The sequence below is a fragment of the Tardiphaga sp. P9-11 genome (genome assembly GCF_008329525.1).
Lineage (GTDB): Bacteria > Pseudomonadota > Alphaproteobacteria > Rhizobiales > Xanthobacteraceae > Tardiphaga.
Genome location: NZ_NPKQ01000004.1, coordinates 444753 through 469726, shown reverse-complemented (window position 1 = coordinate 469726; position 24974 = coordinate 444753). Strand labels below are relative to the sequence as shown.

Annotated in this window: 28 protein-coding genes; 16 read left to right on the top strand and 12 right to left on the bottom strand. The window is 61.8% G+C overall.

Annotated features, from left to right (window positions below; all coding sequences use genetic code 11):
• Positions 1 to 23: 23 nt before the first annotated feature.
• The 4 genes from CIW50_RS17640 (at position 24) to CIW50_RS17630 (ending at position 2611) form a co-directional block, all read left to right on the top strand.
• The gene (locus CIW50_RS17640) at positions 24 to 734 is read left to right on the top strand and encodes a hypothetical protein (protein ID WP_149532491.1); all 711 of its coding nucleotides are present in this window, start codon (positions 24 to 26) and stop codon (positions 732 to 734) included.
• 138 nt (positions 735 to 872) lie between these two features.
• A complete protein-coding gene (locus CIW50_RS17635; RefSeq protein ID WP_246664318.1) occupies positions 873 to 1424 on the top strand; it encodes a lipid-binding SYLF domain-containing protein in 552 nt (183 codons plus the stop codon).
• 205 nt (positions 1425 to 1629) lie between these two features.
• Entirely contained in the window at positions 1630 to 1806 is a 177-nt protein-coding gene (locus tag CIW50_RS29100) for a hypothetical protein (protein WP_158005736.1), read from the top strand.
• Between the two features lie 16 nt (positions 1807 to 1822).
• Entirely contained in the window at positions 1823 to 2611 is a 789-nt protein-coding gene (locus tag CIW50_RS17630) for a lysozyme family protein (protein WP_246664317.1), read from the top strand.
• 115 nt (positions 2612 to 2726) lie between these two features.
• On the opposite strand, the gene CIW50_RS17625 is transcribed toward CIW50_RS17630, so the two are convergent.
• Positions 2727 to 3524, bottom strand: coding sequence for a helix-turn-helix transcriptional regulator (locus CIW50_RS17625; RefSeq protein ID WP_149532490.1), 798 nt, complete (start codon positions 3522 to 3524; stop codon positions 2727 to 2729).
• A gap of 167 nt (positions 3525 to 3691) precedes the next feature.
• On the opposite strand from CIW50_RS17625, the gene CIW50_RS17620 reads away from it, so the two are divergent.
• The 4 genes from CIW50_RS17620 (at position 3692) to CIW50_RS17610 (ending at position 5557) form a co-directional block, all read left to right on the top strand.
• Entirely contained in the window at positions 3692 to 3883 is a 192-nt protein-coding gene (locus CIW50_RS17620; protein ID WP_149532489.1) for a hypothetical protein, read from the top strand.
• A gap of 57 nt (positions 3884 to 3940) precedes the next feature.
• Positions 3941 to 4105 carry a hypothetical protein gene (locus tag CIW50_RS29095; RefSeq protein ID WP_172980361.1) on the top strand — a complete coding sequence of 55 codons (165 nt, stop codon included), beginning with the start codon at positions 3941 to 3943 and terminating at the stop codon, positions 4103 to 4105.
• Between the two features lie 15 nt (positions 4106 to 4120).
• Entirely contained in the window at positions 4121 to 4291 is a 171-nt protein-coding gene (locus tag CIW50_RS17615) for a response regulator (RefSeq protein ID WP_246664316.1), read from the top strand.
• Positions 4292 to 4882: 591 nt separating this feature from the next.
• On the top strand, positions 4883 to 5557 hold the full coding sequence (locus tag CIW50_RS17610; RefSeq protein WP_149532488.1) for a nitroreductase: 675 nt from the start codon (positions 4883 to 4885) through the stop codon (positions 5555 to 5557).
• 46 nt (positions 5558 to 5603) lie between these two features.
• On the opposite strand, the gene CIW50_RS17605 is transcribed toward CIW50_RS17610, so the two are convergent.
• On the bottom strand, positions 5604 to 6095 hold the full coding sequence (locus CIW50_RS17605; protein WP_246664315.1) for an ester cyclase: 492 nt from the start codon (positions 6093 to 6095) through the stop codon (positions 5604 to 5606).
• A 182-nt stretch (positions 6096 to 6277) separates the two neighbouring features.
• Here CIW50_RS17605 and CIW50_RS17600 point away from each other — a divergent pair, with 182 nt between their 5' ends.
• A complete protein-coding gene (locus tag CIW50_RS17600) occupies positions 6278 to 7741 on the top strand; it encodes an L-lactate permease (RefSeq protein WP_149532487.1) in 1464 nt (487 codons plus the stop codon).
• 62 nt (positions 7742 to 7803) lie between these two features.
• Positions 7804 to 8043, top strand: a complete 240-nt coding sequence (locus CIW50_RS17595; protein WP_149532486.1) for a hypothetical protein — start codon at positions 7804 to 7806, stop codon at positions 8041 to 8043.
• 143 nt (positions 8044 to 8186) lie between these two features.
• Here the strand turns inward: CIW50_RS17595 and CIW50_RS17590 are convergent, their stop codons facing one another.
• Positions 8187 to 9188: a helix-turn-helix transcriptional regulator gene (locus CIW50_RS17590; RefSeq protein WP_149532485.1), complete on the bottom strand. Its 1002-nt coding sequence runs from the start codon at positions 9186 to 9188 to the stop codon at positions 8187 to 8189.
• A 388-nt stretch (positions 9189 to 9576) separates the two neighbouring features.
• Between CIW50_RS17590 and CIW50_RS17585 the strand changes: the two genes are divergently transcribed.
• From CIW50_RS17585 to CIW50_RS17570, 4 genes are all read left to right on the top strand, one after another.
• Positions 9577 to 10374, top strand: a complete 798-nt coding sequence (locus CIW50_RS17585) for an outer membrane protein (protein WP_149532484.1) — start codon at positions 9577 to 9579, stop codon at positions 10372 to 10374.
• A 116-nt stretch (positions 10375 to 10490) separates the two neighbouring features.
• Complete coding sequence (locus tag CIW50_RS17580) at positions 10491 to 11312, top strand: acid phosphatase (RefSeq protein ID WP_149532483.1); 822 nt, start codon at positions 10491 to 10493, stop codon at positions 11310 to 11312.
• Positions 11278 to 12237, top strand: a complete 960-nt coding sequence (locus CIW50_RS17575; RefSeq protein WP_246664314.1) for a hypothetical protein — start codon at positions 11278 to 11280, stop codon at positions 12235 to 12237. Before CIW50_RS17580 ends, CIW50_RS17575 begins: the two co-directional genes overlap by 35 nt.
• A gap of 443 nt (positions 12238 to 12680) precedes the next feature.
• Positions 12681 to 13715: a DUF1254 domain-containing protein gene (locus tag CIW50_RS17570; protein WP_149532482.1), complete on the top strand. Its 1035-nt coding sequence runs from the start codon at positions 12681 to 12683 to the stop codon at positions 13713 to 13715.
• A 226-nt stretch (positions 13716 to 13941) separates the two neighbouring features.
• On the opposite strand, the gene CIW50_RS17565 is transcribed toward CIW50_RS17570, so the two are convergent.
• The 4 genes from CIW50_RS17565 to CIW50_RS17550 form a co-directional block, all read right to left on the bottom strand.
• On the bottom strand, positions 13942 to 15597 hold the full coding sequence (locus tag CIW50_RS17565; RefSeq protein ID WP_149532481.1) for an acetolactate synthase large subunit: 1656 nt from the start codon (positions 15595 to 15597) through the stop codon (positions 13942 to 13944).
• An 85-nt stretch (positions 15598 to 15682) separates the two neighbouring features.
• Positions 15683 to 16150: a DUF1330 domain-containing protein gene (locus tag CIW50_RS17560; protein ID WP_149532480.1), complete on the bottom strand. Its 468-nt coding sequence runs from the start codon at positions 16148 to 16150 to the stop codon at positions 15683 to 15685.
• Between the two features lie 47 nt (positions 16151 to 16197).
• Positions 16198 to 17145, bottom strand: coding sequence for a Dyp-type peroxidase (locus CIW50_RS17555; RefSeq protein WP_149532479.1), 948 nt, complete (start codon positions 17143 to 17145; stop codon positions 16198 to 16200).
• A gap of 167 nt (positions 17146 to 17312) precedes the next feature.
• Positions 17313 to 18359 carry an NAD(P)H-dependent flavin oxidoreductase gene (locus CIW50_RS17550; protein ID WP_283808845.1) on the bottom strand — a complete coding sequence of 349 codons (1047 nt, stop codon included), beginning with the start codon at positions 18357 to 18359 and terminating at the stop codon, positions 17313 to 17315.
• A gap of 125 nt (positions 18360 to 18484) precedes the next feature.
• Here CIW50_RS17550 and CIW50_RS17545 point away from each other — a divergent pair, with 125 nt between their 5' ends.
• A complete protein-coding gene (locus CIW50_RS17545) occupies positions 18485 to 19354 on the top strand; it encodes a LysR substrate-binding domain-containing protein (RefSeq protein ID WP_149532477.1) in 870 nt (289 codons plus the stop codon).
• A gap of 15 nt (positions 19355 to 19369) precedes the next feature.
• Positions 19370 to 20542, top strand: a complete 1173-nt coding sequence (locus CIW50_RS17540) for a YbfB/YjiJ family MFS transporter (protein ID WP_149532476.1) — start codon at positions 19370 to 19372, stop codon at positions 20540 to 20542.
• Between the two features lie 36 nt (positions 20543 to 20578).
• Here the strand turns inward: CIW50_RS17540 and CIW50_RS17535 are convergent, their stop codons facing one another.
• The 5 genes from CIW50_RS17535 to CIW50_RS17515 form a co-directional block, all read right to left on the bottom strand.
• Positions 20579 to 22048: an amidase gene (locus CIW50_RS17535; protein WP_149532475.1), complete on the bottom strand. Its 1470-nt coding sequence runs from the start codon at positions 22046 to 22048 to the stop codon at positions 20579 to 20581.
• Positions 22049 to 22232: 184 nt separating this feature from the next.
• A complete protein-coding gene (locus tag CIW50_RS17530; protein WP_149532532.1) occupies positions 22233 to 22589 on the bottom strand; it encodes a hypothetical protein in 357 nt (118 codons plus the stop codon).
• Positions 22590 to 22730: 141 nt separating this feature from the next.
• Positions 22731 to 23231 carry a hypothetical protein gene (locus CIW50_RS17525; protein ID WP_149532474.1) on the bottom strand — a complete coding sequence of 167 codons (501 nt, stop codon included), beginning with the start codon at positions 23229 to 23231 and terminating at the stop codon, positions 22731 to 22733.
• Between the two features lie 54 nt (positions 23232 to 23285).
• Positions 23286 to 24497, bottom strand: coding sequence for a patatin-like phospholipase family protein (locus tag CIW50_RS17520; protein WP_149532531.1), 1212 nt, complete (start codon positions 24495 to 24497; stop codon positions 23286 to 23288).
• A 23-nt stretch (positions 24498 to 24520) separates the two neighbouring features.
• On the bottom strand, positions 24521 to 24799 hold the full coding sequence (locus CIW50_RS17515) for a hypothetical protein (RefSeq protein WP_246664313.1): 279 nt from the start codon (positions 24797 to 24799) through the stop codon (positions 24521 to 24523).
• Positions 24800 to 24974: the final 175 nt, after the last annotated feature.

The window sequence follows — 24974 nt, the reverse complement described above, 5'->3', positions numbered from 1 at the left end:
CGTTCCGCTGCGAGCTATAAGAAATGGCGAAGGTATTCATCCCAGACCCGGTGCTCCTCAAGCAAAGCGGCTTCGGTCGTTGGGCGCACGTTCCTGTGCTCTTTGACGACCATGGCGGCTATTTGCCAGAGCACTCCAGATATCTTCGCGAGCGCGCAGCCCGCATCTTCAGACCGGGCTCGGATTTCAAAGACTTCCCACGTCACGCAACCCTGAAAGCAATCGCGTATCACCTTGCGGACTTTTCGCGATGGACAGCCCTCACACTCCACGATTGGCGTACTGTCACATACGACGCCGTCATCGCATATCAGAACGACCTGCTCCACGGGCGTTGCTCAGCATCGGGACGGCCTCTAAATCCAAAAACTGCAAACGCGCTCGCTGATGACGTGACCCACTTTCTCCATTGGGCCAGCATCAACGGATTTCCTCACCTGCTCTCATCGCGATACATTATGCCAACGCGCGCGTCTCGGCATAACGGGTGGCATATGCCTTACCCTATTGTAGGCGATCTTCGTTATCATATGGCCGACAAGCTTTCCATCGCCCACATTCAGACCTTGTGGTTCGACCTGTTCGCACGAAAGATGGAGGACGAGATAATGGTTACTCGAGTTTTACTTTGCCCTATCGAACTTCTGGATCGTGCGCGGCGAGAGAGTTATTTTCCGACCTTCATAGACTTGAGTTGCCGAAACAACCTTCGGTTCTCAACCTCAATCGACTAGTAGGAGCAAGCGTAGGCCGGTTAGCGCAGCGTAACCCGCCATCGTCGTATCGGCGCAATACGCTTCCGCCTTCGCTCTGCGAGCTACGGCGGACAGGTCGCACTTGCGCCCCACTCGTTGAGTCGGACGTTGCGCCCCTTGGGAGGCGACCGCGCGTCGACCTACGTCATTGACGAGGCCTGCGATGCTCTATCTAGTTGCCGCAGTGCCGCCACGCGGCAGCCCGATGACCGGAATATCAATATGCGCTTTTCAATGGCTCGCTGCCTCGCTCGCCTCACCGTCGCAACCCTGCTGTCCGCCGCACTGTCGCTGCCCGCTCACGCGGACACCGGCAAAGTCCGCTTCAAGTTCTTCAAGGCCGGATGGTTCATCGGAGCACAGGCAGGGAGCGGAATCCTCAGTTTCCGTGGTGAGATGTATCCGTTTCGCATCGGCGGCGTGAGCGCGGGCCTGACGTTTGGGGGCTCCTCGACCGATCTGGTCGGCGCGGCGCAGAATATGCATCAGGCTTCGGACATCGAAGGCATTTATACGGCGCTCGGTGCAGGTGTCGCGATCGGTGCAGGCAGGCGCGCCATCCAGATGCGCAACGCCAAGGGCGTGGTCCTGACGCTGGAAGGCGAGCAACTGGGCCTCCAGTTCGATTTCGACCTGAGCGGAATGAGCGTCTCCATCCAGAACCAGTAATCGGATGCACCAACATCAATGCGTTGGCCTTCACTGCGACATCCAACCAGCAAGCGTCATCAGCAAGCGTAGGGCGGATAGCGCAGCGTAATCCGGGATCGATCGGATGATCGTATGCAGCACCCGGATTGCGCGGTGTTTATCATCGGGCGCGTAACGCGCGCCCCGTTGGCTTCATCCGGGCTACAGACTATTATAAGTCCTCATGAAACTAAGCCAGAAATCCGACGCCGTCTGGACCTCACAGCAGGACGAAGAGTTGCGGCGGCAATTGTCGGTCGGGCGCAGCGTCAACGAGATCGCGATCCGGTTGAAGCGGTCACCGCTATCAGTCCGCACCCGCGTCAAGAAGCTCGGCATCAGCCAGCCGCAGGCGGATTAGCGCGCTGCCATCAGCCATGACGAAGGTCCCGTTCATCTTCAGCGCCAAACGCCGTCGCAACTGGCGGCGCAGCCTGCGCTCGGCGCACCGGAAGTTCGGGAAACTGCCGCGCGCCATTCAAATCACTGGCGCCATCGCAATCGTGCTTGTCACCCTCGTACTGTCCAACCTCATCTATCACGTGATCCACAAACCGACGGAATTGTTCTTCTTTGTCGGCCACAGGCTGGACAAGGAGCCGGCCGAGACGTGGCAGCATTACGGGCCGCTGTTTCGCGCCTTTTCGACACGGTCGATCACGCCCGAATTGCTGGCAGCGCTGGCGCAGGTCGAGAGCTCCGGCAATCCCCTGGACCGCACCTATTGGCGCTGGCGGTTCAGCTTCAATCCGTTCGCGATCTACCGGCCCGCATCCAGCGCCGTCGGTCTCTTTCAAATGACCGATCCTGCCTATGCTGAAGTTTCGCGGTTCTGCATCCGGGCGAACGCAGTTCAGGAGACGGGCTGCGGCTTCGGCCCCTATATTCGCGCCATTCCGAGCCATGCCACCGAGCTCGCATCGATCTATCTGGACCGCAATGTCGCCGCCGTCCTCGCGCGCGCCGGCGGTGTGACGCCGACCCCGCAACAGGTGCAGGATCTCGCCGCCTTCATCCATCTCTGCGGCGGTGGTCCCGCCACTGCCTATGCGCGCCGTCGCTTCCAGATGACGGCCAATGAGCGATGCGGCGACCATTCCGTTGCGGGTTACGTCGCCAGGGTCAACGCCCTGAAGCGCAAGTTCCTGCAGATGGCGGCTGAATGAGCCGGAGACCGAATGCGAGGTCCATCCCGATTGATCGAACACCCCTGCCCGCACGTCGACGACGTCATTCTCTCCCGCCGCAGCATTCGCGGCTACAAGCCCGATCCCGTACCCGTTATCGCAACTTCCCCAGCCACAACGCCGCCAACGCCGCGCGATTGCGGACGCCGAACTTGCCGTAGATCGACTTGACGTGGAAATGCGTGGTGTTCGGGCTCTGGTCGAGCCGCTGCGCGATCTGCTTTTCCATCTGCCCGTCGAGCAGCGCGAGCAACACCTTGCGTTCGGTCGGCGTCAGCGGCGCGTTGGCGATCAGCAGGCCGTGGCCGAGCAGTTGCTGGCGGTGAAACCAGCGCAATCCCCGCATCACAAAACCCAGACGCTCGCCGTCCATCGCGGTGAAGCGGGGCGACTGCGTATCGCGAAACACGAACAGGCGAATCCGCACATCGTCATTGAGCGCAATGCGCACGGAGATGCTGTCGGCGAGGCCGACATCCAGATAGTGCCGCCGATAGTGCTCGCCCTTAAACCATTCCGGCGGCAGCGCGTCGAACAGCAGGCGAACACGAAACGGCTCGTCGCCCGATGCGGAGAGGATCTGGGACAGGTCGAGATTGCTGGACCAAAGCTTGTCGAATTGCTGCTGCACGGAGGCGGCCACCGCGGGTGTCGGGTGCAGTAGCCGGACCAGGCGCGGACGCCAGCCGAGCAAGGGATCGGCCCGCTTGGGCGACGGCAGGCGCACGACCACGGACCACAGCACGTTGCTGGCCGACAACATGGTGCACAGGGCGACCATCATGTGTGTGAGCGCGGCATCGCTGTCGCCGACCGAGAATTCGGCCAGCCGATCCCAGAGGGCGTAGACAGCCTGAAGCTCCGGATCGCTGGAATCCGTGGGTGGATGCATGCCCGCTGTCCCGACAAGAGTGTGCGGGTCATCGACCCCTGCGCGTGACCAGAAAGGACACCGGACTACCTTTCTAGGTAGTACCCGGCCGCGTCAAGCGGCGCGATACTGACTGCGGGTTTCGGGAAGACTGCTCTTCTCACCATCACATTCTTCGGAGATTGACGATGCGCACAGCAACGGGCGCGCGCCGGCTTGTGCCGCGCGACGACGACCGGACATACGTTCGGTGGCGCCTCGGCACTTTCATTGTCTTGTCGTGCGCCGGTTTGCTGGCACTCGCCGCGCTCGCCTCGCCACCACCGGCCAAGTCCCCGATCCTGCCGACGGGTCCGATGCCGGCCGTCAATATTCCCTGATCGCGCCGTTCCGCGCCTTCCCTTCGCTCTAACATTTCATCGCATGGACATTCCCCGATGCAGACCGCCAGCGATCAGGCATTTTGGCTCATCGTGATGTGCGTCTGCCTTGCGACGTGTTTTGTCCGGGTGTTCTGGGACATCGAAGAAGCGCGCAGACGCCGTCAGCAGCGCCGCGATCTCGTACGCGACGCGCGGCGCGCGATATCGCCCAGCCAATAGTCACAGGATATCTCCATGCGGGCTCGCGCGACCGCCGCCATTGCAAACGCCTTTATCCGGGCATTCCCCACATCGTCACTGCGGGCAGGTCTGCTCAGGCAGATCGCGTTGCTCACCGGCGCCGTCCTGTTCGTGTGGCTGCTGTCGCTGACCCACGGGTTGGACCTCAGCGCCGGATTCTTCTAGCCAAGAGAGATCGAAAATGAGCACCGTTTCGCATTCATCCGAAACAGCCTCTCAGGTTTCCGATCGTCTCGTGCATCCAAAAAAGCGAGGCATGATCGCTGTCATCGTGTCCGCGCTGCATGCGTCGCGCCGCCGCCAGGCATGTCGCGTCCTGCGTCAGTACGCGTTCTTGCGCACCAGTGACCTTCAGCAAAATTCCGCAGACCGAGAATGATCGTGACCAACAGGACGACGCAAACAAGATCGACGCCTCGATCCCGGCCCCAAGAGGAAATGGGCTGGCTTTGGGCCATCGCCGTCGCATTTCTATTCGTGCATGTCGTCGCCGCGATCGTCTGCGAACGGACGTCACGCACCGCGACCGGGAATTCCACGCCCGAGGCGATATGCATGTCGTGCGACTAGTCGAACGGGAGCAAGAATGGGCGGACGCATCGCGGACAGCCGACGGAATACGCTTCCGCCTTCGCTCTGCGAGCTGCGGCGGACAGGTCGCTATTCCGCCCTACGGTTTCACCTCCGTATTGCACCCGCCAGCGGAAACCCCGAATATCCCTGCCAAGCATAAACGCCCCAGGGAGCCCTACGCCCATGAAGTTCGATGACGTCATTCTCGGCCGCCGCAGCATTCGCGGTTACAAGCCCGATCCGGTGCCCCAGAAGCTGATCGAGGAAGTCATCGCGCTGGCGATGCGCGCGCCGTCGTCGATGAACACCCAGCCATGGAATTTCTATGTCATCACCGGCGAGCCGCTGAATCGCATTCGTGCCGGCAATACCGAGCGGATGATCGCAGGCATTCCGCAGTCGCGGGAGTTTCGCACCGGGCAGGCTTTTGCGGGTCATCACCGCGACCGCCAGGTCGGCGTCGCCAAGCAGTTGTTCTCGGCCATGGGGATAGCCCGCGACGACAAGGAGATGCGGCAGGACTGGGTGCTGCGCGGCTTCCGCCAGTTCGACGCGCCGGTCTGCGTGATCGTGACCTATGACCGCGTGCTGGACGGCAGCGACGATACGCCGTTCGATTGCGGCGCCGTGGCGACCGCGCTGGTCAATGCCGCCTGGTCGCGTGGCCTTGGCGCGGTGATCAACAGCCAGGGCATCATGCAGTCCCCGGTGGTCCGCGAACATGCGGGGATTGCCGACGATCAGGTCATCATGAAAAGCATCGCGCTGGGCTGGCCGGATGACAGCTTTCCGGCCAATGCCGTGGTATCCGAACGCAAGTCGGTCGAGGAAGCCACGATATTCGTCGGCTTCAAGTGATGAGCAGGCGAAGCGAGCGTCGACGATTGTGCCCCGCTCGCTCGTCTCACCGGGACGTCGCAAACTCGTTGCTCTGCACGCCGTCGCTCCGGATCTGTCCGAGCAAGCCGTAAATGTCGCCAAGCACCCAGAGGTCCCGGACCTTCGGCCCGTCGAACGTAAAGATCGGTGCGCCGAGCCAGCCGACAAGCTTTCCCGTCGGCGGATTGCCGAACATCGCTTCGCGTTGAACGCCATGGAAATAGACCTTCCCGGCGACGCGATGGCCCTCCTCGATCATGTCAAGGATGTCCGTCGTATAATTCTGCAATGCGCCGGTGACCCAGCGGACGTAATCGGCGAACTGGCCATGTCCCACCAGCACCGGTCCCAGCGATCCCCTGAAGGTGAAATCCTCATGGAATATCTCAGGGATCAAACTCAGATCCGCATGGTCCCACATGTCCTTGTAGAAGGCGCGAACGACCTCCTTCTGCGGCGTAAGCGTCACTCCGTCGAACGTCATCGGTTTCTCGACATGGTCGCTGTGTCTGGTCATCGTCCTCAGCCTGGCCTAATGGAATTGAAGGGGAATACTGGCAATGGAGATGCTGCCAGCACAAGGCCCTGGCATGGCCCATGCCAGTGCTGCGATGGGTCTTTGCCATGCGCGCAGCGCGGTTGACAGCATCAGGCTTTCCCGCGCATCCAGCCCACTAACGAATAAACAAGGGGCGGAGATTGCTTTACCTGATCTGGGCATTGCCCGCGCTGGCGGTCATTGGCGCCATCGCGAGCGGGCTCGCCAGCACGCTCCCCGCCTCGCTCATCGGCCTCGCCACCGCGCTTGCAGTCGCGCTGGCGACTGCGCCGCAATTGTTCGGGATTGCTGACGCCGGAACAGCACTGCTGCGCGGCGCATGGATCGGCTGGATCGTCGTCCCCTACATCCTCGGCGGATTGCTGTTCTGGCAAATGGCGATCCGCACCGGCGACGCGGCGATGCCGGTCGAGACGTCACTGCCGGATGCGCGGGCCAGGCGCCGCCTGCTGTTCACCGCCTGCTATCTGATCGGGCCGTTCGCGGAATCCGCCACGGGCTTCGGCATCGGCATCATGGGGACAATGGTGCTGATCCGCCGCCTCGGCCTGAAGCCCATCGAACTCCTTGCCTTCTCGCTGATCAGCCAAACCATGATCGTGTGGGGCGCCATGGGCAGCGGCGCGGTGGTCGGCGCCGCCTTCGCGCGAACCGATCCCACGGCGCTCGCGCTACGCACCAGCCTCATCTATCTCGTATTCAACATCCTGTGGCTGCCGATCTACTGGCGCATGGCGGAGCGCGCCGGCATCGGCGCAGACTGGCGCGAGCGCGCCAGCGAAGCGCTCTGGTTGCTCGGCAGTCTCGGCCTCGCCATTATCGCGACAGCGTTTCTGGGGCCGGAGCCGGCGATGCTGGCGGCGTTTGGGCCGGCCATCGTGCTGCGCTATCTCATTGACGAAAAGCCGGATCGCGCGGCGATCGCCGCTGCGGCACGGCGCATGTTGCCGTTCACGCTGCTGATAGGCTGGCTCGCACTGACGCGCCTCGTGCCGCCGCTCAACCAGTTCCTGCAGACCGCTTGGAGCATCCAGCCGTTCGCTGGCGTGCCGATATGGGCGCCGCTATTTCACGCGGGCACCTGGCTCGTCGCGGCGGCATTGTTGACGGCGCTGCTGCGCGGCCATTGGCAAGCCTTCCCAGCCGAGATCGCAGCCGCCTGGAAGACCGGCCGGCTCGCCGTCCTCACGGTGATCGTGTTCTCGATGATGGCAGAACTGCTGTCGCGCTCGGGCATCGCCGGCGGCCTCGCCCGCGGCATGTACGACACGTTAGGGGTCTGGTCGGTGACGGTGACGCCGATGATCTCGGCCGTGTTCGGCGCGCTGGCCAATAGCGGCAATGCGGCCAACGGGTTGTTCATGCCGTCGCAGCTCAGCCTCGCCACCGAAGCAGGCCTCGACGTCGCCGCCGTCGTCGCGCTTCAGCATGCGGCAGCGCTATCGCTCAACATGGTCTCGCCGGTGCGGATGTCGATCGTCTGCAATCTCGCCGGCACGCCCGGCCACGAGCGGGACGCGTATCGCGCGATGCTCCCCTTCGTTGTGGTCATCGTCGCGGTTCTGCTCGCGATCTCCGTCCTCATCGCCACGCGGCTCATGTGATCGTTCCGGATTTTTTTGACGCGGCATGGAACGAACGGGCATCGGCGCGATTATGAGCGATCATGGGAGGCCCCGATGCAGCGCCCCGATCCCTCGCCCGACCATCCAGTGCCCTCGCCTTCACCGTCTTCGCCGCCGCTGCCGCGGTCTGGATCGGCGTCATGGCCGTTCAGCCGACGCCGCTGGGAAATCCCAAAGGGAATTCCTTGGGCTTGCAGGTGTCCGCCATCGTCATGACGAAGGACATCACACTGGCGCGGCCGCAGCCACACGACATGGAACTGGCTAACCTGTCGCACTGACGTCGCACGAGCGACGAACTGGTAGAGTCCACCATCCGCCGCCATTGTCGCGGTGCAATGCGCGTCCGCCGCCGCTTGTCGAACTTCGGCGGACAGGTTGCAGTCGCGCCGACGCCGCGCAGAAACGCTCACGCGACACGCGCTTATCCCGACCGTGCTTGCTCGCGAAACTGCCGCGGCGTCACACCGGCAATTCGGCGGAAGGCGCGGCTGAAGTGTGCCGGATCCGTGTAGCCGGAAGAAAATGCGACATCGATAATCTTCGAATCCGTGTCGCGTAAAAGCTTGCTCGCATTTTCATATCTGACGGTGTCGAGCAGATCTGAATATGTCAGACCGATATGCGAGAGCTTGCGCTGAAAGCTTCGTGTGCTGATGCCCGCCATTTCAGCGACTTCAGGAAGAACCGGAATTCCTTCGTCCAGATAGGACGGTAGCATCAGTTTCAGCAGCTCAACAATGTCATAGCCGGAAGGACCGTCCTCGTGATCATGCGGCGCAGGACTTAGGTCTTTCCGACAGTTCGGGAGACTGAGGTGCGAGATCGGCAAGTCGATCCACGCGGCATGCTGGCCTGACAGGAACCGCACATTTGGCCACAAGGATTGCGTGGCCGGACTCGGCGTGTAACGCGCCTCAAAGGCGATCGTGGCCGGCGTCCAGTCGTGCCCTGCGAACTGCCGGACGATGTGTATGGAGAAAATGTTCTGGATCCATTGCAGATGCTCCATATGCAGGAGCCCGTTTGTCCCGGCGAGCGTGCTGCAAATCCGCACGTGATCGTCATCGTACTCGATCCACATGCTCAGAATCGTATCCTCCCGCGGCGCCCATGTGCAGGCGTGCCGCAGTGCAACGAGCAGTGTCGGGGAGTGAGCGATCAGGCCTCGCGTCTTCTCTCGCATATGGGAGAAATGCAACCGCTGGCTGGCCAGGAAGCCTAATTCTTCAATGCCCTGGCTTCTTCGGGCGGTTTCCATGAAGCGGATCGCCGGCATCAGCGGAACGTAGAGATCGCTCTTGTCCTGCAGAGACGACGGAAGCCGAAACTTCGTCAGAAGCGAACTCGTCGGCGCACCGGTCTCATCGAGTATCCCGACGAAAGGAAGAAGAAACTGGCAGCGCGTCAAAGGGATGTTAGCCATTGGGTCTCGTCGCGATCATCAGTCAACACTTTTCATCAGCCACAATTTCATTCGAATCGCTACTGGCGAGCCCGGAGAATGTCACCGTTCCGTTGCCGGTACATGTCGGTCTTGAATGGCAGCGGCGTCGCGTCGCATGCGTCGCGGCAGGAAATCATCTGCAGATGGTCTGACCGGTCGTGATTGGCGCGAAATGGCAAGACGGCCGACCTTCGTCTGCACGAAATGATCCGGACAGGGCTCGCCTGTCGATCGGAAGGCAATCGGGCGGGCGCAGGCGTCAGCTTCCGCGAACAATCCGCCCCACGCTACGCGCGACCGGGCATCGTCCGATCGCGCCCCCTCGGAAGCGGTGATGACGCCGCGGAAATGCCTGGGGACAGCATCAATGTCAGGAAACACAGTGCGCTATCTCACTATCGGGTTGACGTCGGCATTACTGAACATGCCAGCCTGGGCATCCGATCTCCCGCAACCCGTCCCGCCGCGGGCTCCCGTCAACGCATCGGCGCCAAGCTTCTACGTAACCAGCTATATCTGGGCCAGCGCGATCGATGGACGGAGCGCAACGTTCCCGCCGCTGCCGGCCGCAAACATCGATCTGGGCTTCCGCGATGTGCTCAAAGAGCTCGATGGCGCGATGATGCTTGCTGGAGAGATGCGTATCGATCGCTGGAGCTTTGTGGTCGACGGGCAGTTTTCTCAGATCACGGCCGGAGGCAACCTGCCCGGCCCGTTCTTCTCGTCGCTGAAAGTGCGCTCGCAAAGCACGACCATTCAAGCCTCGGCCCTCTACCGGGCCTACACCGATGCGAACGTGTCGCTGGATGTGGGAGGCGGCATCCGGTTCTGGAATCTGAACAACAAACTCGAAATCCAGCCTGGCCTCGCCAATCTTCACATCGATCATCGCCAAACCGAGATGTGGGTGGACCCCACTCTCGGTGCCCGGCTCGGATTGAATCTCGGCGGCCCATGGAGCCTGACACTCGCCGGCGATATCGGCGGCTTCGGTGTCGGCTCGCGCTTCACATGGCAGGCCATGAGCACGGTCAACTACGCATGGAACGAGAACTGGACGTTGAAAGCCGGCTATCGCGCGCTGCATGTCGACTATCGCAACGACGGTTTCTTGTACGACGTGACCATGCACGGTCCCGCCATTGCAGCGACCTACCGTTTCTAACCGGCGGCTCTAACACACCTTTGAAGGGGCGGCCCGGTCAGACGGTCGGAGCCCGCATTCAAGGAAACTCAGCCGCTTGATGATCCCGGCACTCTCGAAATGAATGGGGACTATCCATGACTCCAAGCCTGGTTCGATCCGCAGGCGCATCCATCTTCGTGCTGCTCACAACTTGCGGGCTGGCTCTCGCACAATCGAGCAACGCCCAACCGAAGGTCACCGACCCGCATTTCAAGATCGCGCCCGGTTATCTGAAGCCGGCCGACCTGCCGAACAGTCTGCTCCTGCTCGGTCCGCCCCCCGAGAAGGATTCGGCTGCGCTTGCCCGGGACGAAGAGGCGCGCAAGGCAACGCTCACGCTGCGCGGTACCGACCGCTGGAGGCAGGCCTATACCGACGCCGATCTTGCCTTCCCGCAGGCTGCCGATAATTTTTCCTGCGCGATGGGCATCAAGATCGACAAGGAGCAGACCCCGCGGCTCTATGCCATGATGCAGAAGATGTTGTCCGATTTCGGACTGTCGACCTATGGCGTAAAGAACAAGTACAATCGCGTCCGCCCCTTCGTCGTTCACAACGAAGCCACATGCAGAGCAGATCAGGAAGTAATCCTGCGGGAGGACGGCTCCTATCCGTCCGGCCACACGGCTGCAGGCTGGGGATGGGCCCTCGTCTTCGCGCAGATCAATCCCGAGCGCTCCAATGAATTGTTCACGCGCGGCATCGCTTTCGGACAGAGCCGCTTGATCTGCGATGCGCATTGGCAGAGCGATATCGATGCGGGGCGCATCATGGGGGCGGCGACCGTCTCGCGCTTGCAGACCAACGCGGCCTTCCTTGCGGACCTCAAAGCTGCGAAGGTGGAGGTGAAGGCAGCGAAGGCAAGGCGCGCTGCACCGGCTTGTGCGGCCGAAACAACAGCCTTGTCCACGCAATAAGCGAGCTTCGACTTTGAGCAGCGGGCGTCTTCGACCAACTTATCGTTGGCTTCTGGTTTGCGCCGTTTGCATCGGTGGGATCGATGCTGCCTTCGGCCAGGACGGCAACGATCAAGCGGCTCAGTTCGCCCCGCCAAATGTCTATCTGGATCTCCGAACCACCTATGCGACAGCCCCCGGCGGTGCGATCGGAATAGGCTTCGGCAACACGTCGCTGTTTTCGGTTCTGGGGGCGATCGCGCTTGCGGCCGGCCATACACCATCGACCGTGCCGCCCCATATAAAACTGCCGGCGGTGCACGCGGTCACGGTAGATATCCCGCTCACCGTCGACCTGAACGATCGGGTGTCGGTCTATGGTGGTGTTTCAGTGAACGCCAACACGATGCCGCTCGGCGGCTGGACGGATATCGACATCGCGAGCTGGAACGTCGGCTTTCAGGCCGATCTCTACAAGCAAAACGGTGGCATGCTTCCCACCATCACCGTGCAATCGACCATCACTCAATCGCTGCCAAGCGGACCGCTAGCGACGACGAATTTCAACAATGTCATCGAGTTCGACTATGCTTTGGACGAGGATCAAACGAGAGGATTTATCTTTGGCCTCCAGGACACCCGCGTCGCGGTCCAAAGCGCGTCAGCGGAGATCCATCCGAGCATGATCGGATATGCCGGTGGCTACTATCAGTGGCCGAACAACTGGAAAGCATCCGCCCGCGTCGGCGTGCAATCATTCGGTGGCGTCGAACTCCTGAACAGAACATTGATCCAGCCATTTACCCAACCCATCATACGCCTCGACCTCGACCGAATGGACGACAACGACAATCGCGTGTTCGGTGTGATGGTGCAGATTCAATGGATTCCGCAGCCGTCCTATCAATTGACGTTCAGGACGCCGCTCTATCTGGCGGGTAACTAGCCGGCAGTTGTGTCTGAACTTGCCAGGACACAACGCCGGCATGGGGCACGCACCAATCACTCCCGGTCGAGGGAGGCGTTCACAGATTTTCGCAGTATCCCGAGAGTGACGGTTGACGGTGAAGGACCTCCTTCATGTTGCGGGATGGGCTGTTGCCTGGTCCTCCGGTGACGCCCGACGGCAGTCATGTCTCAGCGCCACGAGCAGTGTCGGGGAGCAAGCGATCACGGTCCTCGCCTTTTCTCGCGAATGGCAGAAACGCAGTCGCCGGATAGCAATTGGCGCAAAATGGCAAGACGGTGATCTGCCTATGCGCGAAATGAGTCTACTAAAATTTGCCTGCCGATCGCGCAAGGATCGGTTGGATGGCATTTGAGTTGCCCCGTGCTGCGCCTTGTGGAATGGCCTGCGTCGTTAGTCAGATTGAATGAAGAGGTACGTCCATGTTCCGCTCGGTTGGGATCAGTCTGGCATTCGCTTCGGTTGCACTGACCGGTGGTGCATTTGCCCAGGCGCCAGGCAGCAAAATGTCCGTCGCCGTTGACAATTTCGCCCGCGCTGAGACCGACCATTACCTCGCGGCGAATGCAAAGGCCGTAGGCGGGCTGGGCAAGTTTCAGCACTCTCGGGAACCCGTATCGATCGATAAGCAAACGGTGATCCGTATGAATCGGGACACGCTTTATTCGTTTGCGGTGTTTGATCTTGCCGGCGGGCCGGTAACGATCTCGCTGCCTGACACGGGCAAGCGCTATATGTCGATGATGGTCGTCGATCAGGATCACTACCTGCCAGTCGTCGCCTACGGCACGAAGCCGGTTACGCTGACGCAGAAATCCGTCGGCACCCGGTATGCCTTCGTCGCTGTCCGGACGCTGGTCAATCCCAACGATCCGAAGGATCTCGGCGAGGTTCACAAGCTTCAGGACGCCATCAAGGTCAGCCAGAAGGCAACAGGCAAGCTCGACCTTCCGGACTGGGATGAAGGGAGCCTGACGGACGTCCGCAATGCGCTGCTCGGACTAGCAAAATTCCAGACGTCGTTTCGCGGGTCCTTCGGCGCCCGCGGCCAGGTCGATCCGATCCAGCACCTGATCGGTACGGCCGCCGGCTGGGGCGGCATTCCGGACAAAGACGCCATCTACGTAAGCTTCACGCCTGCGAAGAACGACGGCAAGACGGTCTATACCTTCAATATGCCGAAGACTGTGCCGGTGAAGGATTTTTGGTCGGTCAGCGTGTACAACGCGAAGGGCTTCTTCGAGAAAAACGAATACAATGCCTATTCGATCAACGACATCACCGCGAAGAAGAATGCCGACGGCTCGGTGACCGTCCAGTTCGGCGGCTGTGACGGCAAGATCCCGAACTGTCTGCCGATCGTTGAAGGCTGGAACTACACCGTCCGGCTTTATCGGCCAGAGCAAGCCCTTGCCAGCGGTAGGTGGAAGCTTCCGGAGGCCAAGCCCTTGAACTGAGCCTCGCTATCTGGCGGCGCTGGCGCAGATCGAGAGCACCCGTAGTCCGGTCGCTCGCACACACCTATTCGTTGGCGGCTGACTTGGACCCCCATCGCGGTGTGCGAGCGCTCCGCCACGAAACGCTGGCCGAGCTTCGCGCCCGAATTCCGAACCTGCCGCTGTGCAGATGGCCGTCGATTACAACGCGGCATCGACGAGGGAGCAGCGTCAGGAGCAAAGCGCCCTAGTGCTGCATGTCGGCCAGTTCATCCACCAACACACGAACATTCTCGCTGTAGTCCACCGGCACCACCACGAGGTGGAGGCCACCGGCCGCGAAGGCCTTCTCCAGTGTCGGTGCCAGACCGCCCGCCTCGGTCACGCGATGACCCTGGGCACCGTAGGACTGCGCGTAGGCGACGAAATCCGGATTGCCGAAAGTCATCCCCGCATCGGCGAAGCCATCGACGGCCTGCTTCCACCTGATCATCCCGTAGGCGTGATCCTCGATTACGAGCACAACGAGATCGAGCTTCAGACGCTGCGCGGTCTCCAATTCCTGCGAATTCATCATAAAACCGCCGTCGCCGGCGACAACGAGCACACGGCGCTTCGGATTCAGCAGCGCCGCCATCATGCCCGACGGAAGCCCCGCTCCCATCGTCGCAAGCGCATTGTCGAGCAGCAGCGTGTTGGCGACGTCCGTGCGGTAGTTGCGCGCGAACCAGATCTTGTACATCCCGTTGTCCAACGCGACGATGCCGTCGGGTGGCATGATCTGGCGAACGTCGTGAACGATCCGCTGCGGCGTCAGCGGAAAGCGGTCTTCGTTGGCACGGTCGCCGATGTGGCGGAGGATGTCCGCGCGCACGCCGTCCCACCGCGTGGTCGACGTGAGCTTCCCATCGAGCTCGGTCGCCAGCATGTCGAGACCTTTCGCGATATCCCCGATAAGTTCAGCTTGCGGGTAGTAAACCTCTTCGACCGTCGCCGGCGTGAAGCCGACATGGAGCACCTGATGGCGACCGCGCCCCATGATGAATGGCGGCTTTTCGATGGTGTCGTGACCGATGGTGATGATCAGGTCGGCGCAGTCGATCGCGCGATGGACGTAGTCGCGTTCACTCAGCGCGGCCGTGCCGACATAGTAGTCGGACGCCCCGCCGACGGCACCCTTCCCCATCTGCGTGTTGAAGAACGGGATCTTCACCCGGCGGACGAATTCGGAGAGCGCGGGCGCGAGCCTGGGCCTGCTGGCACCGGCACCGAACATGAGCAACGGACTTTTCGCCGAGAGGATGAGCTCGGCGGCCGTCCGGACGGCGTCCATCGAGGGCGCTGGGAGATCGGTCGGGTGGACCGGGACGACCGAAACGCCGGAAACCTTCTCCGCCGCGACATCTTCCGGAAGCTCCAGGTGCACGGGTCCGGGACGCTCCTCCATCGCAATCCGGAAAGCGTTCCGGACGACGGTCGCGATGGAAGACGCACTTACGATCTGCTGCGACAGTTTCGTGAGCGGCTTCATGCTCGCGACGACATCCACGATCTGGAAGTGCGCTTGCCGGCTGGCATGGATCGCCTTCTGGCCAGTGATCAGGATCATCGGCATGCCTCCCAGAAGCCCATAGGCAGCCCCTGTAGAGAGATTCAGGGCTCCGGGCCCCAAAGTGCTGAGGGCGACACCTGGCCTCCCTGTGAGACGCCCGTGGGTCGCAGCCATGAAGGCGGCGGGCTGTTCGTGACGCGTGACGACCAGTTCGATGGACGACTTGCGCAAGCTCTCGACGACGTCGAGATTCTCCTCGCCGGGGACGCCAAAGATGCGGTCGACGCCCTCGTTTTCGAGAGCCGCCACGAGCAGGTCGGAGCCTTTCATTTCCCGGTCCTCGTTGTTCATCGTCAAGCTCCTCCGTTTGCGCAGTACCGTATTGGACAAACAGGTCCATTTAATGAAACGTTTGGTGGACTGGGTGGTGTGGACTCTAAGGATTCCCTTTGAGGGGCAAATCAGATTCAACGCTCCGGGCGCCGGCCTTTGTGAAATCGGACCTGACGGGACCGAACTTGCTGTACGCCTCGCTGGTGCAGATAATCACATGCTCGGCGCAGCCGTTGGTCCGGTGCGGGTCGCAGCGGTTTTCATAGTCCGGTGACGTCATCATCTCGATGAAGGCTGCAACGGCGGGATAGTACACCAGCGCCAGATAGTCCCACTGCTGGTGGTCAGGTTCACCGAGCGCGACGGCCTTGGCGTCGCCGGTCCACAGCAAGGTGCCGCCGCGCGCCTTGATCATCGGCACGGTCAGCGCGCTGTAGCGCAGATAGGCGTCCCATCCCGACCCGTCGCCATCGAGCGAGCGCTCGCGGAATCGCATCAGGTTGACCATGACGATCGGGCCCTGATGCTCCAGCTCCTTCAGTCCCTTGATATTCAAGAGATCGACACCCATGCACAACTCCTGTTTCAGCAAGCGGTGGGCCGATAAGCGGATACCGGTTACGCCTCGGGATCGACATCGTCCAGGAACGTCGCCGTGGGAACGAAGAACAGCGTTCCCGTCACCGCACGGCTGAAGTCCAGCAGATGGTCGTAAGTGCCCGGCGGATTGCCGATGAACATGTTCTCGAGCATCTTTTCGATGCGCTGCGGAGAACGGGCGTAGCCTATGAAATAGGTGCCGAACTCACCTTTGCCCACTTCGCCGAACGGCATGTTGTCGCGCAGGATCTGAAGCTGCTCCCCGTTCTCTTCAATCGACGTCAGGACGTTGTGCGCATACGGCTTCTTCTCGGAATCGCGCTGTTCGATATCGGACAGCTTGTGCCGACCGATGATGTTCTCCTGTTCCTCGACGGGCACCTTGTTCCATCGCGCGACGTCGTGCAGATATTTTTGCACGATCACGTAGCTGCCTCCGGCAAATCCAGGGTCTTCAGCGCCGACGAGGGTGGCCGCGTCGGCGGCCTCGCCGACCGGGTTTTCAGTTCCGTCAACAAAGCCGATCAGATCGCGGTCATCGAAGAATTTGAAACCATGCACCTCGTCCACCGCCGAGACCGCACCGGCAAGTCGCGACATGATGTGCGTCGCCAGTTCGAAGCAGAGATCCATGCTCGCCGCGCGAATGTGAAAGAGGATGTCGCCGGGGGTCGAAACGGCGGTATGCACGCCGCGAATTTCGCGAAACGGATGCAAGTCTTTTGGAGCCGGCGCTCCGAACAGGCGGGTCCAGGCATCGGAGCCGAACCCCATGATGCAGGACAGTTGCCCGTTGAGATTGCGGAATCCCACGCCCCGCAGCAGGCTGGACAAGTCGCCGCACAAGCCGCGAACCGCCTTCTCGGGCTCCGGTCCGGGATTGATCGTCACGACCAGGAATATCGCCGCCCGCGTCAGCCTGGCAGCGACCGACTGCGACACGGGAGCCGGTAAGCTTGAAACCATGTTCGATCCATTCGATATCCGTTGCGTCACGCATCTTTCGCACGACGAAAGACAAGATGCACCGTCGCCCTATTGGCGGCTGATATGTGTTGCGGGCAGCTTGCCACCGTTCCACTTGCCGTCAATCACCCGTTCGATCTGCGCGACCAGCGGGCCGTGCCAAACGTCTAGCCTTCGAGCTTTGCTTCGGCCACGAGCGTCGCGACCAGATCCGCCGCGGGCATCTCGCGGGCAAGCGGCGCGCCCTGTCCGGCCCATTGCGCAGCAAACTCGCTGTTTCCAAGTTTGGCCGCGGCGGCGTTGAGCTGCTTGGCCGCGTCATAGGCGACCGGATAGGCTGCGATATCAGGACGTCCAGCCGCTTCGGCATGTTCGATGAAGCGATTGACGATGCCGCGCGCGGGCCGTCCGGAGAGCGTGGTGGTCAGGCGGGTGACCGCAGCGCGTGCGCTCTTCAGGTTCGCCCGGTAGCTCGCATCTGCTGATGACTCCGGGCATAGCACGAATGCCGTGCCAAGCTGGGCGCCGGCCGCGCCGAGGTCGAGCGCGGCGCGGATGCCGAAGCCGTCCATGATGCCGCCGGCGGCGATGACGGGCAGCTTCGACTGGCGCACGAGCAGACGAACCAGCACGGACATGCTGAGGCGCTCGTCGATGGCGTCGGTATCGAAAACGCCGCGGTGCCCTCCGGCTTCGATCCCCTGCGCCACGACGGCGTCGATGCCGGCTTCTTCGAGGGCTGCGGCTTCACGCAAGTTCGTGGCCGATGCCATGGTCTTGATCCCGGCTTTACGCAAGGCGGCCAGGGCATCGGCCGACGGCATGCCAAAATGGAAGCTCACCACCGCCGGACGCTCCTCGATCAGCATCTGCAGCGCTTCATCGTCGCCGAGGAACGTCCTGTAGATCTCGTCGATCTCTGTCGGAGGCGGCGATCCCACCTCAGCGAACACGGGAGCAAGATGCCGGAGCCATGCGGCTTCGCGCGCCGCGTCACGCACCGCCGTGCGTGGCAGAAGACGTTCACGTTGATTGGCTTGTCGGTGAGCGCGCGTGTCCTGAATCATCTTCCGCGCCTGCGGCACCGTACTCGCGCCGATCCCGAGCGAGCCGAGCGCGCCCGCATTTGAGGCCGCCGCAGCCAGAGCCGGCGTGGAAACGCCGGCCATCGGCGCCTGCACGATTGGATAGCGGATCCCTAAATCTTGAAACATATCAATCTCCTGGCGGATTCTGGAACTTGGCATCACTTGACTTATTCCAATAAACAGAACGTGTATTGATTTGTGTTCTTATTTACAGAATATAATGAAGCGTCAATACTGAAATGGAGAACGTCGTGGATCTGGTCTCGCTCGCGGTATTTCGGCTGGTTGCCCGCGAACACAGCGTGACGCGCGCTGCTGTGCAGCTCGGTCGCGCAGCCTCCAATGTCACCGTGCGCATTCAGCAGCTTGAAGAAGAGCTCGGCGTTGCACTGTTCCAGCGGGACAAGAAGCGAATGGAGCTGACCCCGGCAGGCCGCACCTATCTGGATTACGCCGACCGCATTTTGAATCTCGCAGACGAGGCGCAGCAGACCGTCAATCCCGCCGGCCCGAGCGGCACGCTGCGGATCGGCTCCATGGAATGCACGGTGGCGAGCCGCCTGCCGTCCCCCCTCGCACGCTTCAACAAAAGCTGGCCCGACGTAAGGCTGGATGTTTCGACGGCACCGACGCAGCAACTCGTCGATGCGCTTTTGATGCACCGCGTCGATTGCGCCTTCGTGGCGCTGACACCCGACGACGAGATGTTGAACTCCGGAGAGCTGGAAACAGTCCCGGCCTTTCGCGAAGAGCTTCTGCTCCTGCTGCCGCCCGGTCATCCGAAAGTGCGCGACGCCAGCGAGATCAGGCCGAAGTCCCTCGCTGCGTTTGCGCCCGGATGCACTTATCGGCGGCTCGCGGAAGATTGGGTTGCGGATTGCCGCGGGGCAACGACGCCCCTCACCTATCAGGAGGTGCGATCCTATCATGCCATGTTTGCATGCACCGCTGCCGGCACATGTTTCAGCGTGATGCCGCGAAGTGTAGTCGACCTGATGCGAGGCCTCGCCGCGGTCGAACAGCAACCGCTGATGACTGTCGACACTTTTCTTGCATCCCGGCCCGGCTTCTCGACGCCGGCTTTCACGGCATTTCGCGACGTCGTCATCGCGACCAACTGAATTTGGAGACACGCCATGCGCCGATCCGAGCATGCCGCCGCATTCGCCGCCGCTGTTGTCCTGGTCATCAGTATGGGCTTCAGCCGTTTCGCCTTCACGGGCCTCTATCCCCTGATGGTCACCGACCATCAGATCACGGTCTCCGGCGGTTCCTATGCCGCGTCGGCGAATTATGCTGGTTATCTGATCGGTGCGTTGCTTGTGAGTCTGCTCTCCGGCATCTCCGCCCGCAAGATGACCGAGTTTGCCGTGATCTGTTCGGTGATCACGCTTGGGCTGCTCGCGTTTTCGCTTCCCGAATGGCTCATCATCACCATCCGCGGCTTCTCCGGCGCTTTCAGCGCGATCGCCATGGTGTCAGCGTCGCACTGGCTCATACACGACCGGAAGCATCATGGCGGCGCCCCGGCTCTGTATGCAGGCGTGGGGGTCGGCATCCTCGCGTCGGCGGAGTTGATCGCATTCAGCCATAGCTTCAATCTAACAAGCCAGTTGATCTGGCTTGTGCTCGCCCTTGCCACCGTTGCGCTGGCGGTCCTGTCGCTTGTCATGATCTCTCGCGTCGATCGGGTTGCGCCGTCGGCTGTCAGCACACACACGGCTTCTCCGAGCCGTGACCGGACCGAGACGCTCGGGCCGACCAGGCTGGTCCTGATCTATGGCCTCGCGGGATTCGGCTACATCATCACAGCCACTTATCTTCCGCTGATCGTGAAGAGCGCGATCGCATCGGTCGATCCGGTTCATGTCTGGGCGGCATTCGGACTTGCTGCCGCGCCCTCTTGCTTCGCCTGGCACGCCATCCGCACTCGCTTTGGCACGACCCCCAGCCTCATGGCTAATCTGCTGCTTCAGGCCATCGGCGTGGTGCTGCCTATCCTCCACACACCTTCGGTCTACATCGTGAGTGCGTTTCTGGTCGGAGGCACTTTCATGGGGACGGTCACGATCGCGATGCCGGCGGGTCGGCAGCTCGCATCAAAGGTCCGCTTCAACATGCTGGCGGTCATGACGGCGTCCTTTGGGGTGGGTCAGATCATCGGGCCGCTCGTCGCCAGCTTCCTCTACGGGCGAACTCACTCATTCGATCTATCGCTGGTCATCGCAGGCGGCTCTCTCCTTGTCGCGGCAGCGATGTGTCTGTCTCCCCGGCGTCGCTCAAGCGGAGCTCTCGCGCCAGCAGAATAGCGCGACGATCATGGGTATCGCTCCGCTTACCCGACCCTATGAGCTCACATGCTTTGCCGGCAGCTTGCCACCATTCCATTGGCCGTCGATCGCGCGCTCGATCTGCGCGGCCAGTTGCAGCAGCAAGCCGTCATTGGCCTGACGCGCCTGCGCCTGGATGCCGAGCGGCAGGCCGTTCTCCTGCGCCGCCAGCGGCAGCGAGATGCCGGGGATGCCGCACAGATTGGCGAGCGGTGTATAGGCGAAATTCTGCCACAGATTAGCGAACCAGTCGTGCACCGAGGGATTGGTGCTGGTGGTGAGATATTCCGATGTGCCCACCTTCGGCGTCGGCTTGGCCGTGATCGGCGTCAGGATGATGTCGAAGCGCTCGAAGAAGTCGCCGAAGGCACGCGACGTGGTGTTGAAGGCCGCCTGCATCGCGGCGCGTTCGGTGTAGGAGGTCTGCAGCCCGCTTTCCCAGATCTTGATGTTGATGGGCTCCAGCAATTCAGTGGTCGGGCGCTCGAGGCCGAGCCGCGCCAGATGGCCGGCGATGACCTGCGCAAAATTGCTGATGTAGCAAGTGGTCTGAGCGGCAAACGCAGCCCGGAAATCGACCTCGGGCAATGCCCATTCGACGTGATGTCCGAGCTCTTCGAGCAGTCGGCCGATACGCTCCAGCTCGGCGACGAAATGCGGCGGCGCGCGGTAGTCGCCCCATTCATGCGACAGCGCGATGCGCAGACGGCCAGGGTCGCGCTTGATCAGATCGCTATAGGGCTCGGCGGGTGACCAGAACGGCATGAATTCGCCGGGTGCGCCGCCTCGGCAATTGTCGACGAAAGCTGCGGTGTCGCGCACGCTGCGGCTGACGCAGCCCTGGATCGAGACCAACCCGGAAAGATCCGACAGGTTCGGCGCCAGTGAATACACGCCACGCGACACTTTCAGGCCGATCAGGCCGTTCACGCCTGCGGGGATGCGAATTGAGCCGCCGCCATCGGTGGCGTGCGAAATCGGCAGCACACCGGCTGCCACCATCGCCGCACTCCCCGCGGAGGAGCCGCAGGTGGTGTAATCGGTGTCCCACGGATTGCGGGTCACGTAGAGCGCGTTCTCCGCGGAGCTGCACACGCCGAATTCGGGGGTGGTGCTGCGGCCGACGATATTGAGGCCGGCATTGCGGATCTTTCCGGTCAGAAAGCTGTCCTGCGCGGGCCGGTTGCCCTGCATGATCATGGAGCCGAATTCCTGCAGCCGTCCCTTCAAGGTCGGGCCGAGGTCCTTCATCAGGTAAGGAACGCCAGCGAACATGCCGTCGGGATTCATGCCGTCCTTCAAGGGATCAGCCACCACATCGTCGAACACTTCGACGACGGCATCGAGCGCGGGATTGGTGCTGGCGATGCCGGCCGCGGCCTGTGCCGCAAGTTCGGCCGCGGACAGATCGCCTTTGCGCACGCGCGCGGCCAGCGCCACTGCGTCGTGTTTGGCCCATTCGTCCCAGCTCATCGCCAATGTCATGTCGCACGTCCAGTTCGAGATTCGGTTGGTGCGAGCCTAGACCGGATGGGCGCCTTGCGGAATTCGCGTGGCATGCATGGCGCGCGCGCCCGAATGCAATGGTCCCTGCGCGAGCCACGTCGCACCGGCCCCCGGCGACGGAGCTGACTGTCAATCAGCCGCTGTCAGCGCATGTGAGGACAGGTCACCCGCAATTCCATATCGGGCCGATCGGCGTGCGCGTCCAACACGGGCCGAAGCTGCCGCCATTGTACTGGCCGCGATAGAAACCGGGCCGGCCGAAATAATACTTCTCGCCATCCGACCAGCGATAATAGACCGGGGTGCGGTCGATATACCAATGGCGCCTATCGCGTTTGGCCATGCGCAGGTCCGCGCGCTTCTGCATGAACAGCGGGACACTGTTGTTCAGCGGCTGGTGATAGCCCGGCAGGAAGCCGTAGCCCTTCCACTGCTGCTTCTTTTTCGCCGGCGCCGCCAGTGCGGCAGCGGAGGTGAGCGACAGGACGACAGCAATCAGGAGACACATGAATCGCGACATGCGGACAGTATAGAGATCTGGTGCACGGGCGGCCATTCAAATTCAGGTGCGCCGCGGTCGCGTCGACACAGCGGATCCGTTGTGTCGTCCGTGACCTCGCCGCACATCCACATCAGGGGAACGGCTGCGACGCGATCCCGATCAGTTTCTGCTCATGTTGATGGTGACGTTGCGGATGTCGCCTTCGGACGATATCGAGAAAGACTGCTTGTTGCCGCGCGTCGAGAGCGACAGGCTGGCAGAGAAACCCGGCGCATCGATGATGGCCGAGATGAGGCCGCCGGACTCCCGGCCCGCGATGCTTCCGCTGATTCCGCGACTGGTTTCGCTCCATGATCCGGCGATAGTCCCATCCTGGCTGACCACGTCGCTGTTGAGATCGAAGCGGTAGCTGTCGCTCGCACAACGCAAGCTCTGGAGGAGCCGCCGTTCGCCATTGCTGACCTGGTATGTCGCCTTGCAGCGAAGCCGCTCCTTCGATCCGTCGGACAGCGAGATAGCTCCCGCGCCTGCCCAGGATCCGGTAAGGCCTGTGAACGGCAGCGACTGCGCCGCCGCCGAACCCGAGGCGACGACGAACAGGATCGACACCAGCGCAATCCGGCGGGGCGAAACGATCTTGCGAAGCATGGAAAGTGTCATGAGGTCACTCCTGTTTCAGCACGCATGTGCCGGGTTTGAAAATTGCGTTGAACATCAGTTGCCGCTTGCGATCTGCCGCGTGGTTGCCGCGTGTGATGCCGCCACGGACCCTTGATCGTCGGAGGGTGGAGATTTCGACCAGAGACGGTTGCCTCGCGCACGCTCATAGCCGTACTGGAACAGCGCGCGCATATAGGCGGTGTCGAAGCCGGACGTCGGCGATGCCGGACGATCGCCCTCGATATAGGTCAGATTGAATCCGAACTTGTTGCGGCGCGCGAAGTCATAGGTGTTGTAAAGGATGGAGCGTGTCTGAATCTTCGTCACCGTCGATGATGCCCGCGCGGCAATCTCGATGGTGGAATTGGGAATGAGCTGGAATTCCCGTTCGATCTTGTTGTTGATCAGGATGTAGAGCTGCAGATTTTCTGCTTTGGAAAATTTCGCATCGCGCAGCAGGAAGGCTTCGGGCAATGTCAGGACAGGCGCAGTGACGCCGCCATCGACATGCATCTCCTCGAAGCGCCTGCCGTTCGCCTCCGCGGTCACGAGCATCGGTGGAAACACCACGGGCAGGCTCGCCGATGCCGCGACAACATCCCGGAACAGGTTCAGCGCTTCGGGCGTACGGAGCGAAGCGATCCGTCCCATGTCCCAGATGGCGGTCCGCTGCGAGTCCAGATTGGTCGTGACGACGAACAGCATCCGCCCCTTCGCGTGTTCGGCCGCAACAGCCGCGACGAAGGTCTCGTCGATATATTTCGCCACCAGCTCGCGTAGCCGCGTGTTGCCGAACAGGCCCGAACCGAAGATCGCATTGAACGGATTGGGGGCATCGAGCAAGCTCGCGGCGACACCGCTGGTGTAGAGGTCACGCAAGGTCGAGTCATAGGCGGAACCGAGAAATGCGAAGGGCGCGATCAGCGCGCCGGTGCTTACACCGGAGACCATCGAGAACGACGGGCGCGTGCCCGCCTCGGTCCAGCCATTGAGTACGCCGGCGCCATAGGCGCCGTCCGCCCCGCCTCCGGACAGCGCCAGATAGGTGCGAGGCCCCCGCAATGCGACCTGACTCTGATCGCTTCGGAACGTCGCGGCCGGTTCATCGGCATAACGGCGCAGGTCCGTGAGATCGAGAACGCGCGCGCTGGATGCATCCGTGACGCTATACGGCGTCCGTGGCAATGACGAACATCCGGCGACCAGAAGGCTCAGCGCCGTAACGACAAGCAACAAGACCGACGGCCGCCAATGGCGCCCGTACATGACATGTTCGGTCAGGAGAGCGCTCACGGGTTCGACGTCCCGGCCATGGAACTGCGTCGCTGGACGACCTGACGGGATGCCGCCGCGGGTTGAGTGACGAGTTCGAGATAGTCCCGGTGGATCGCCTGGACGGTCGTGCGCTCGTCAAACTTGACCCGCCAACTGCTCGGCGAGCCGCGCCCCACGATGACTCCCTGGCGATCGCCGTATTTGGGATGCCGCTCACGACCGAGACGGCTCATATGGACACGGGCACCACGGAACAGTCGCGGTGGCGATGCGTCACTATCCGCATTCATCATGCAGCCCTCGCCCGGTCGGGCGCCTGATGGGCAATCAGTGTCGCTTTCGTTGTGGCCACGGTTTCGATCAGCTTGCGTCGCCGATCCGCGGTGCCGGCCGTATCGGCTGACAACGGAGACATCATTTTGAAAGCGTTATGCATTTGACCACGGCTATTAAGTGAGCAATCACTCA

Coding starts and splice junctions, on each gene's coding strand:
- CIW50_RS17605 (WP_246664315.1), bottom strand. CDS start 6,095: ATGACCAGACACAGCGACCATGTCGAGAAACCGATGACGTTCGACGGA.
- CIW50_RS17525 (WP_149532474.1), bottom strand. CDS start 23,231: ATGACACTTTCCATGCTTCGCAAGATCGTTTCGCCCCGCCGGATTGCG.
- CIW50_RS17565 (WP_149532481.1), bottom strand. CDS start 15,597: ATGAACAACGAGGACCGGGAAATGAAAGGCTCCGACCTGCTCGTGGCG.
- CIW50_RS17540 (WP_149532476.1), top strand. CDS start 19,370: ATGCGCCGATCCGAGCATGCCGCCGCATTCGCCGCCGCTGTTGTCCTG.
- CIW50_RS17610 (WP_149532488.1), top strand. CDS start 4,883: ATGAAGTTCGATGACGTCATTCTCGGCCGCCGCAGCATTCGCGGTTAC.
- CIW50_RS17570 (WP_149532482.1), top strand. CDS start 12,681: ATGTTCCGCTCGGTTGGGATCAGTCTGGCATTCGCTTCGGTTGCACTG.
- CIW50_RS17630 (WP_246664317.1), top strand. CDS start 1,823: ATGACGAAGGTCCCGTTCATCTTCAGCGCCAAACGCCGTCGCAACTGG.
- CIW50_RS17535 (WP_149532475.1), bottom strand. CDS start 22,048: ATGACATTGGCGATGAGCTGGGACGAATGGGCCAAACACGACGCAGTG.
- CIW50_RS17530 (WP_149532532.1), bottom strand. CDS start 22,589: ATGTCGCGATTCATGTGTCTCCTGATTGCTGTCGTCCTGTCGCTCACC.
- CIW50_RS17615 (WP_246664316.1), top strand. CDS start 4,121: ATGCGGGCTCGCGCGACCGCCGCCATTGCAAACGCCTTTATCCGGGCA.
- CIW50_RS17620 (WP_149532489.1), top strand. CDS start 3,692: ATGCGCACAGCAACGGGCGCGCGCCGGCTTGTGCCGCGCGACGACGAC.
- CIW50_RS17640 (WP_149532491.1), top strand. CDS start 24: ATGGCGAAGGTATTCATCCCAGACCCGGTGCTCCTCAAGCAAAGCGGC.
- CIW50_RS17515 (WP_246664313.1), bottom strand. CDS start 24,799: ATGATGAATGCGGATAGTGACGCATCGCCACCGCGACTGTTCCGTGGT.
- CIW50_RS17520 (WP_149532531.1), bottom strand. CDS start 24,497: ATGTACGGGCGCCATTGGCGGCCGTCGGTCTTGTTGCTTGTCGTTACG.
- CIW50_RS17595 (WP_149532486.1), top strand. CDS start 7,804: ATGGGAGGCCCCGATGCAGCGCCCCGATCCCTCGCCCGACCATCCAGT.
- CIW50_RS29095 (WP_172980361.1), top strand. CDS start 3,941: ATGCAGACCGCCAGCGATCAGGCATTTTGGCTCATCGTGATGTGCGTC.
- CIW50_RS17590 (WP_149532485.1), bottom strand. CDS start 9,188: ATGGCTAACATCCCTTTGACGCGCTGCCAGTTTCTTCTTCCTTTCGTC.
- CIW50_RS17560 (WP_149532480.1), bottom strand. CDS start 16,150: ATGGGTGTCGATCTCTTGAATATCAAGGGACTGAAGGAGCTGGAGCAT.
- CIW50_RS17625 (WP_149532490.1), bottom strand. CDS start 3,524: ATGCATCCACCCACGGATTCCAGCGATCCGGAGCTTCAGGCTGTCTAC.
- CIW50_RS17585 (WP_149532484.1), top strand. CDS start 9,577: ATGTCAGGAAACACAGTGCGCTATCTCACTATCGGGTTGACGTCGGCA.
- CIW50_RS17550 (WP_283808845.1), bottom strand. CDS start 18,359: ATGTTTCAAGATTTAGGGATCCGCTATCCAATCGTGCAGGCGCCGATG.
- CIW50_RS17580 (WP_149532483.1), top strand. CDS start 10,491: ATGACTCCAAGCCTGGTTCGATCCGCAGGCGCATCCATCTTCGTGCTG.
- CIW50_RS29100 (WP_158005736.1), top strand. CDS start 1,630: ATGAAACTAAGCCAGAAATCCGACGCCGTCTGGACCTCACAGCAGGAC.
- CIW50_RS17555 (WP_149532479.1), bottom strand. CDS start 17,145: ATGGTTTCAAGCTTACCGGCTCCCGTGTCGCAGTCGGTCGCTGCCAGG.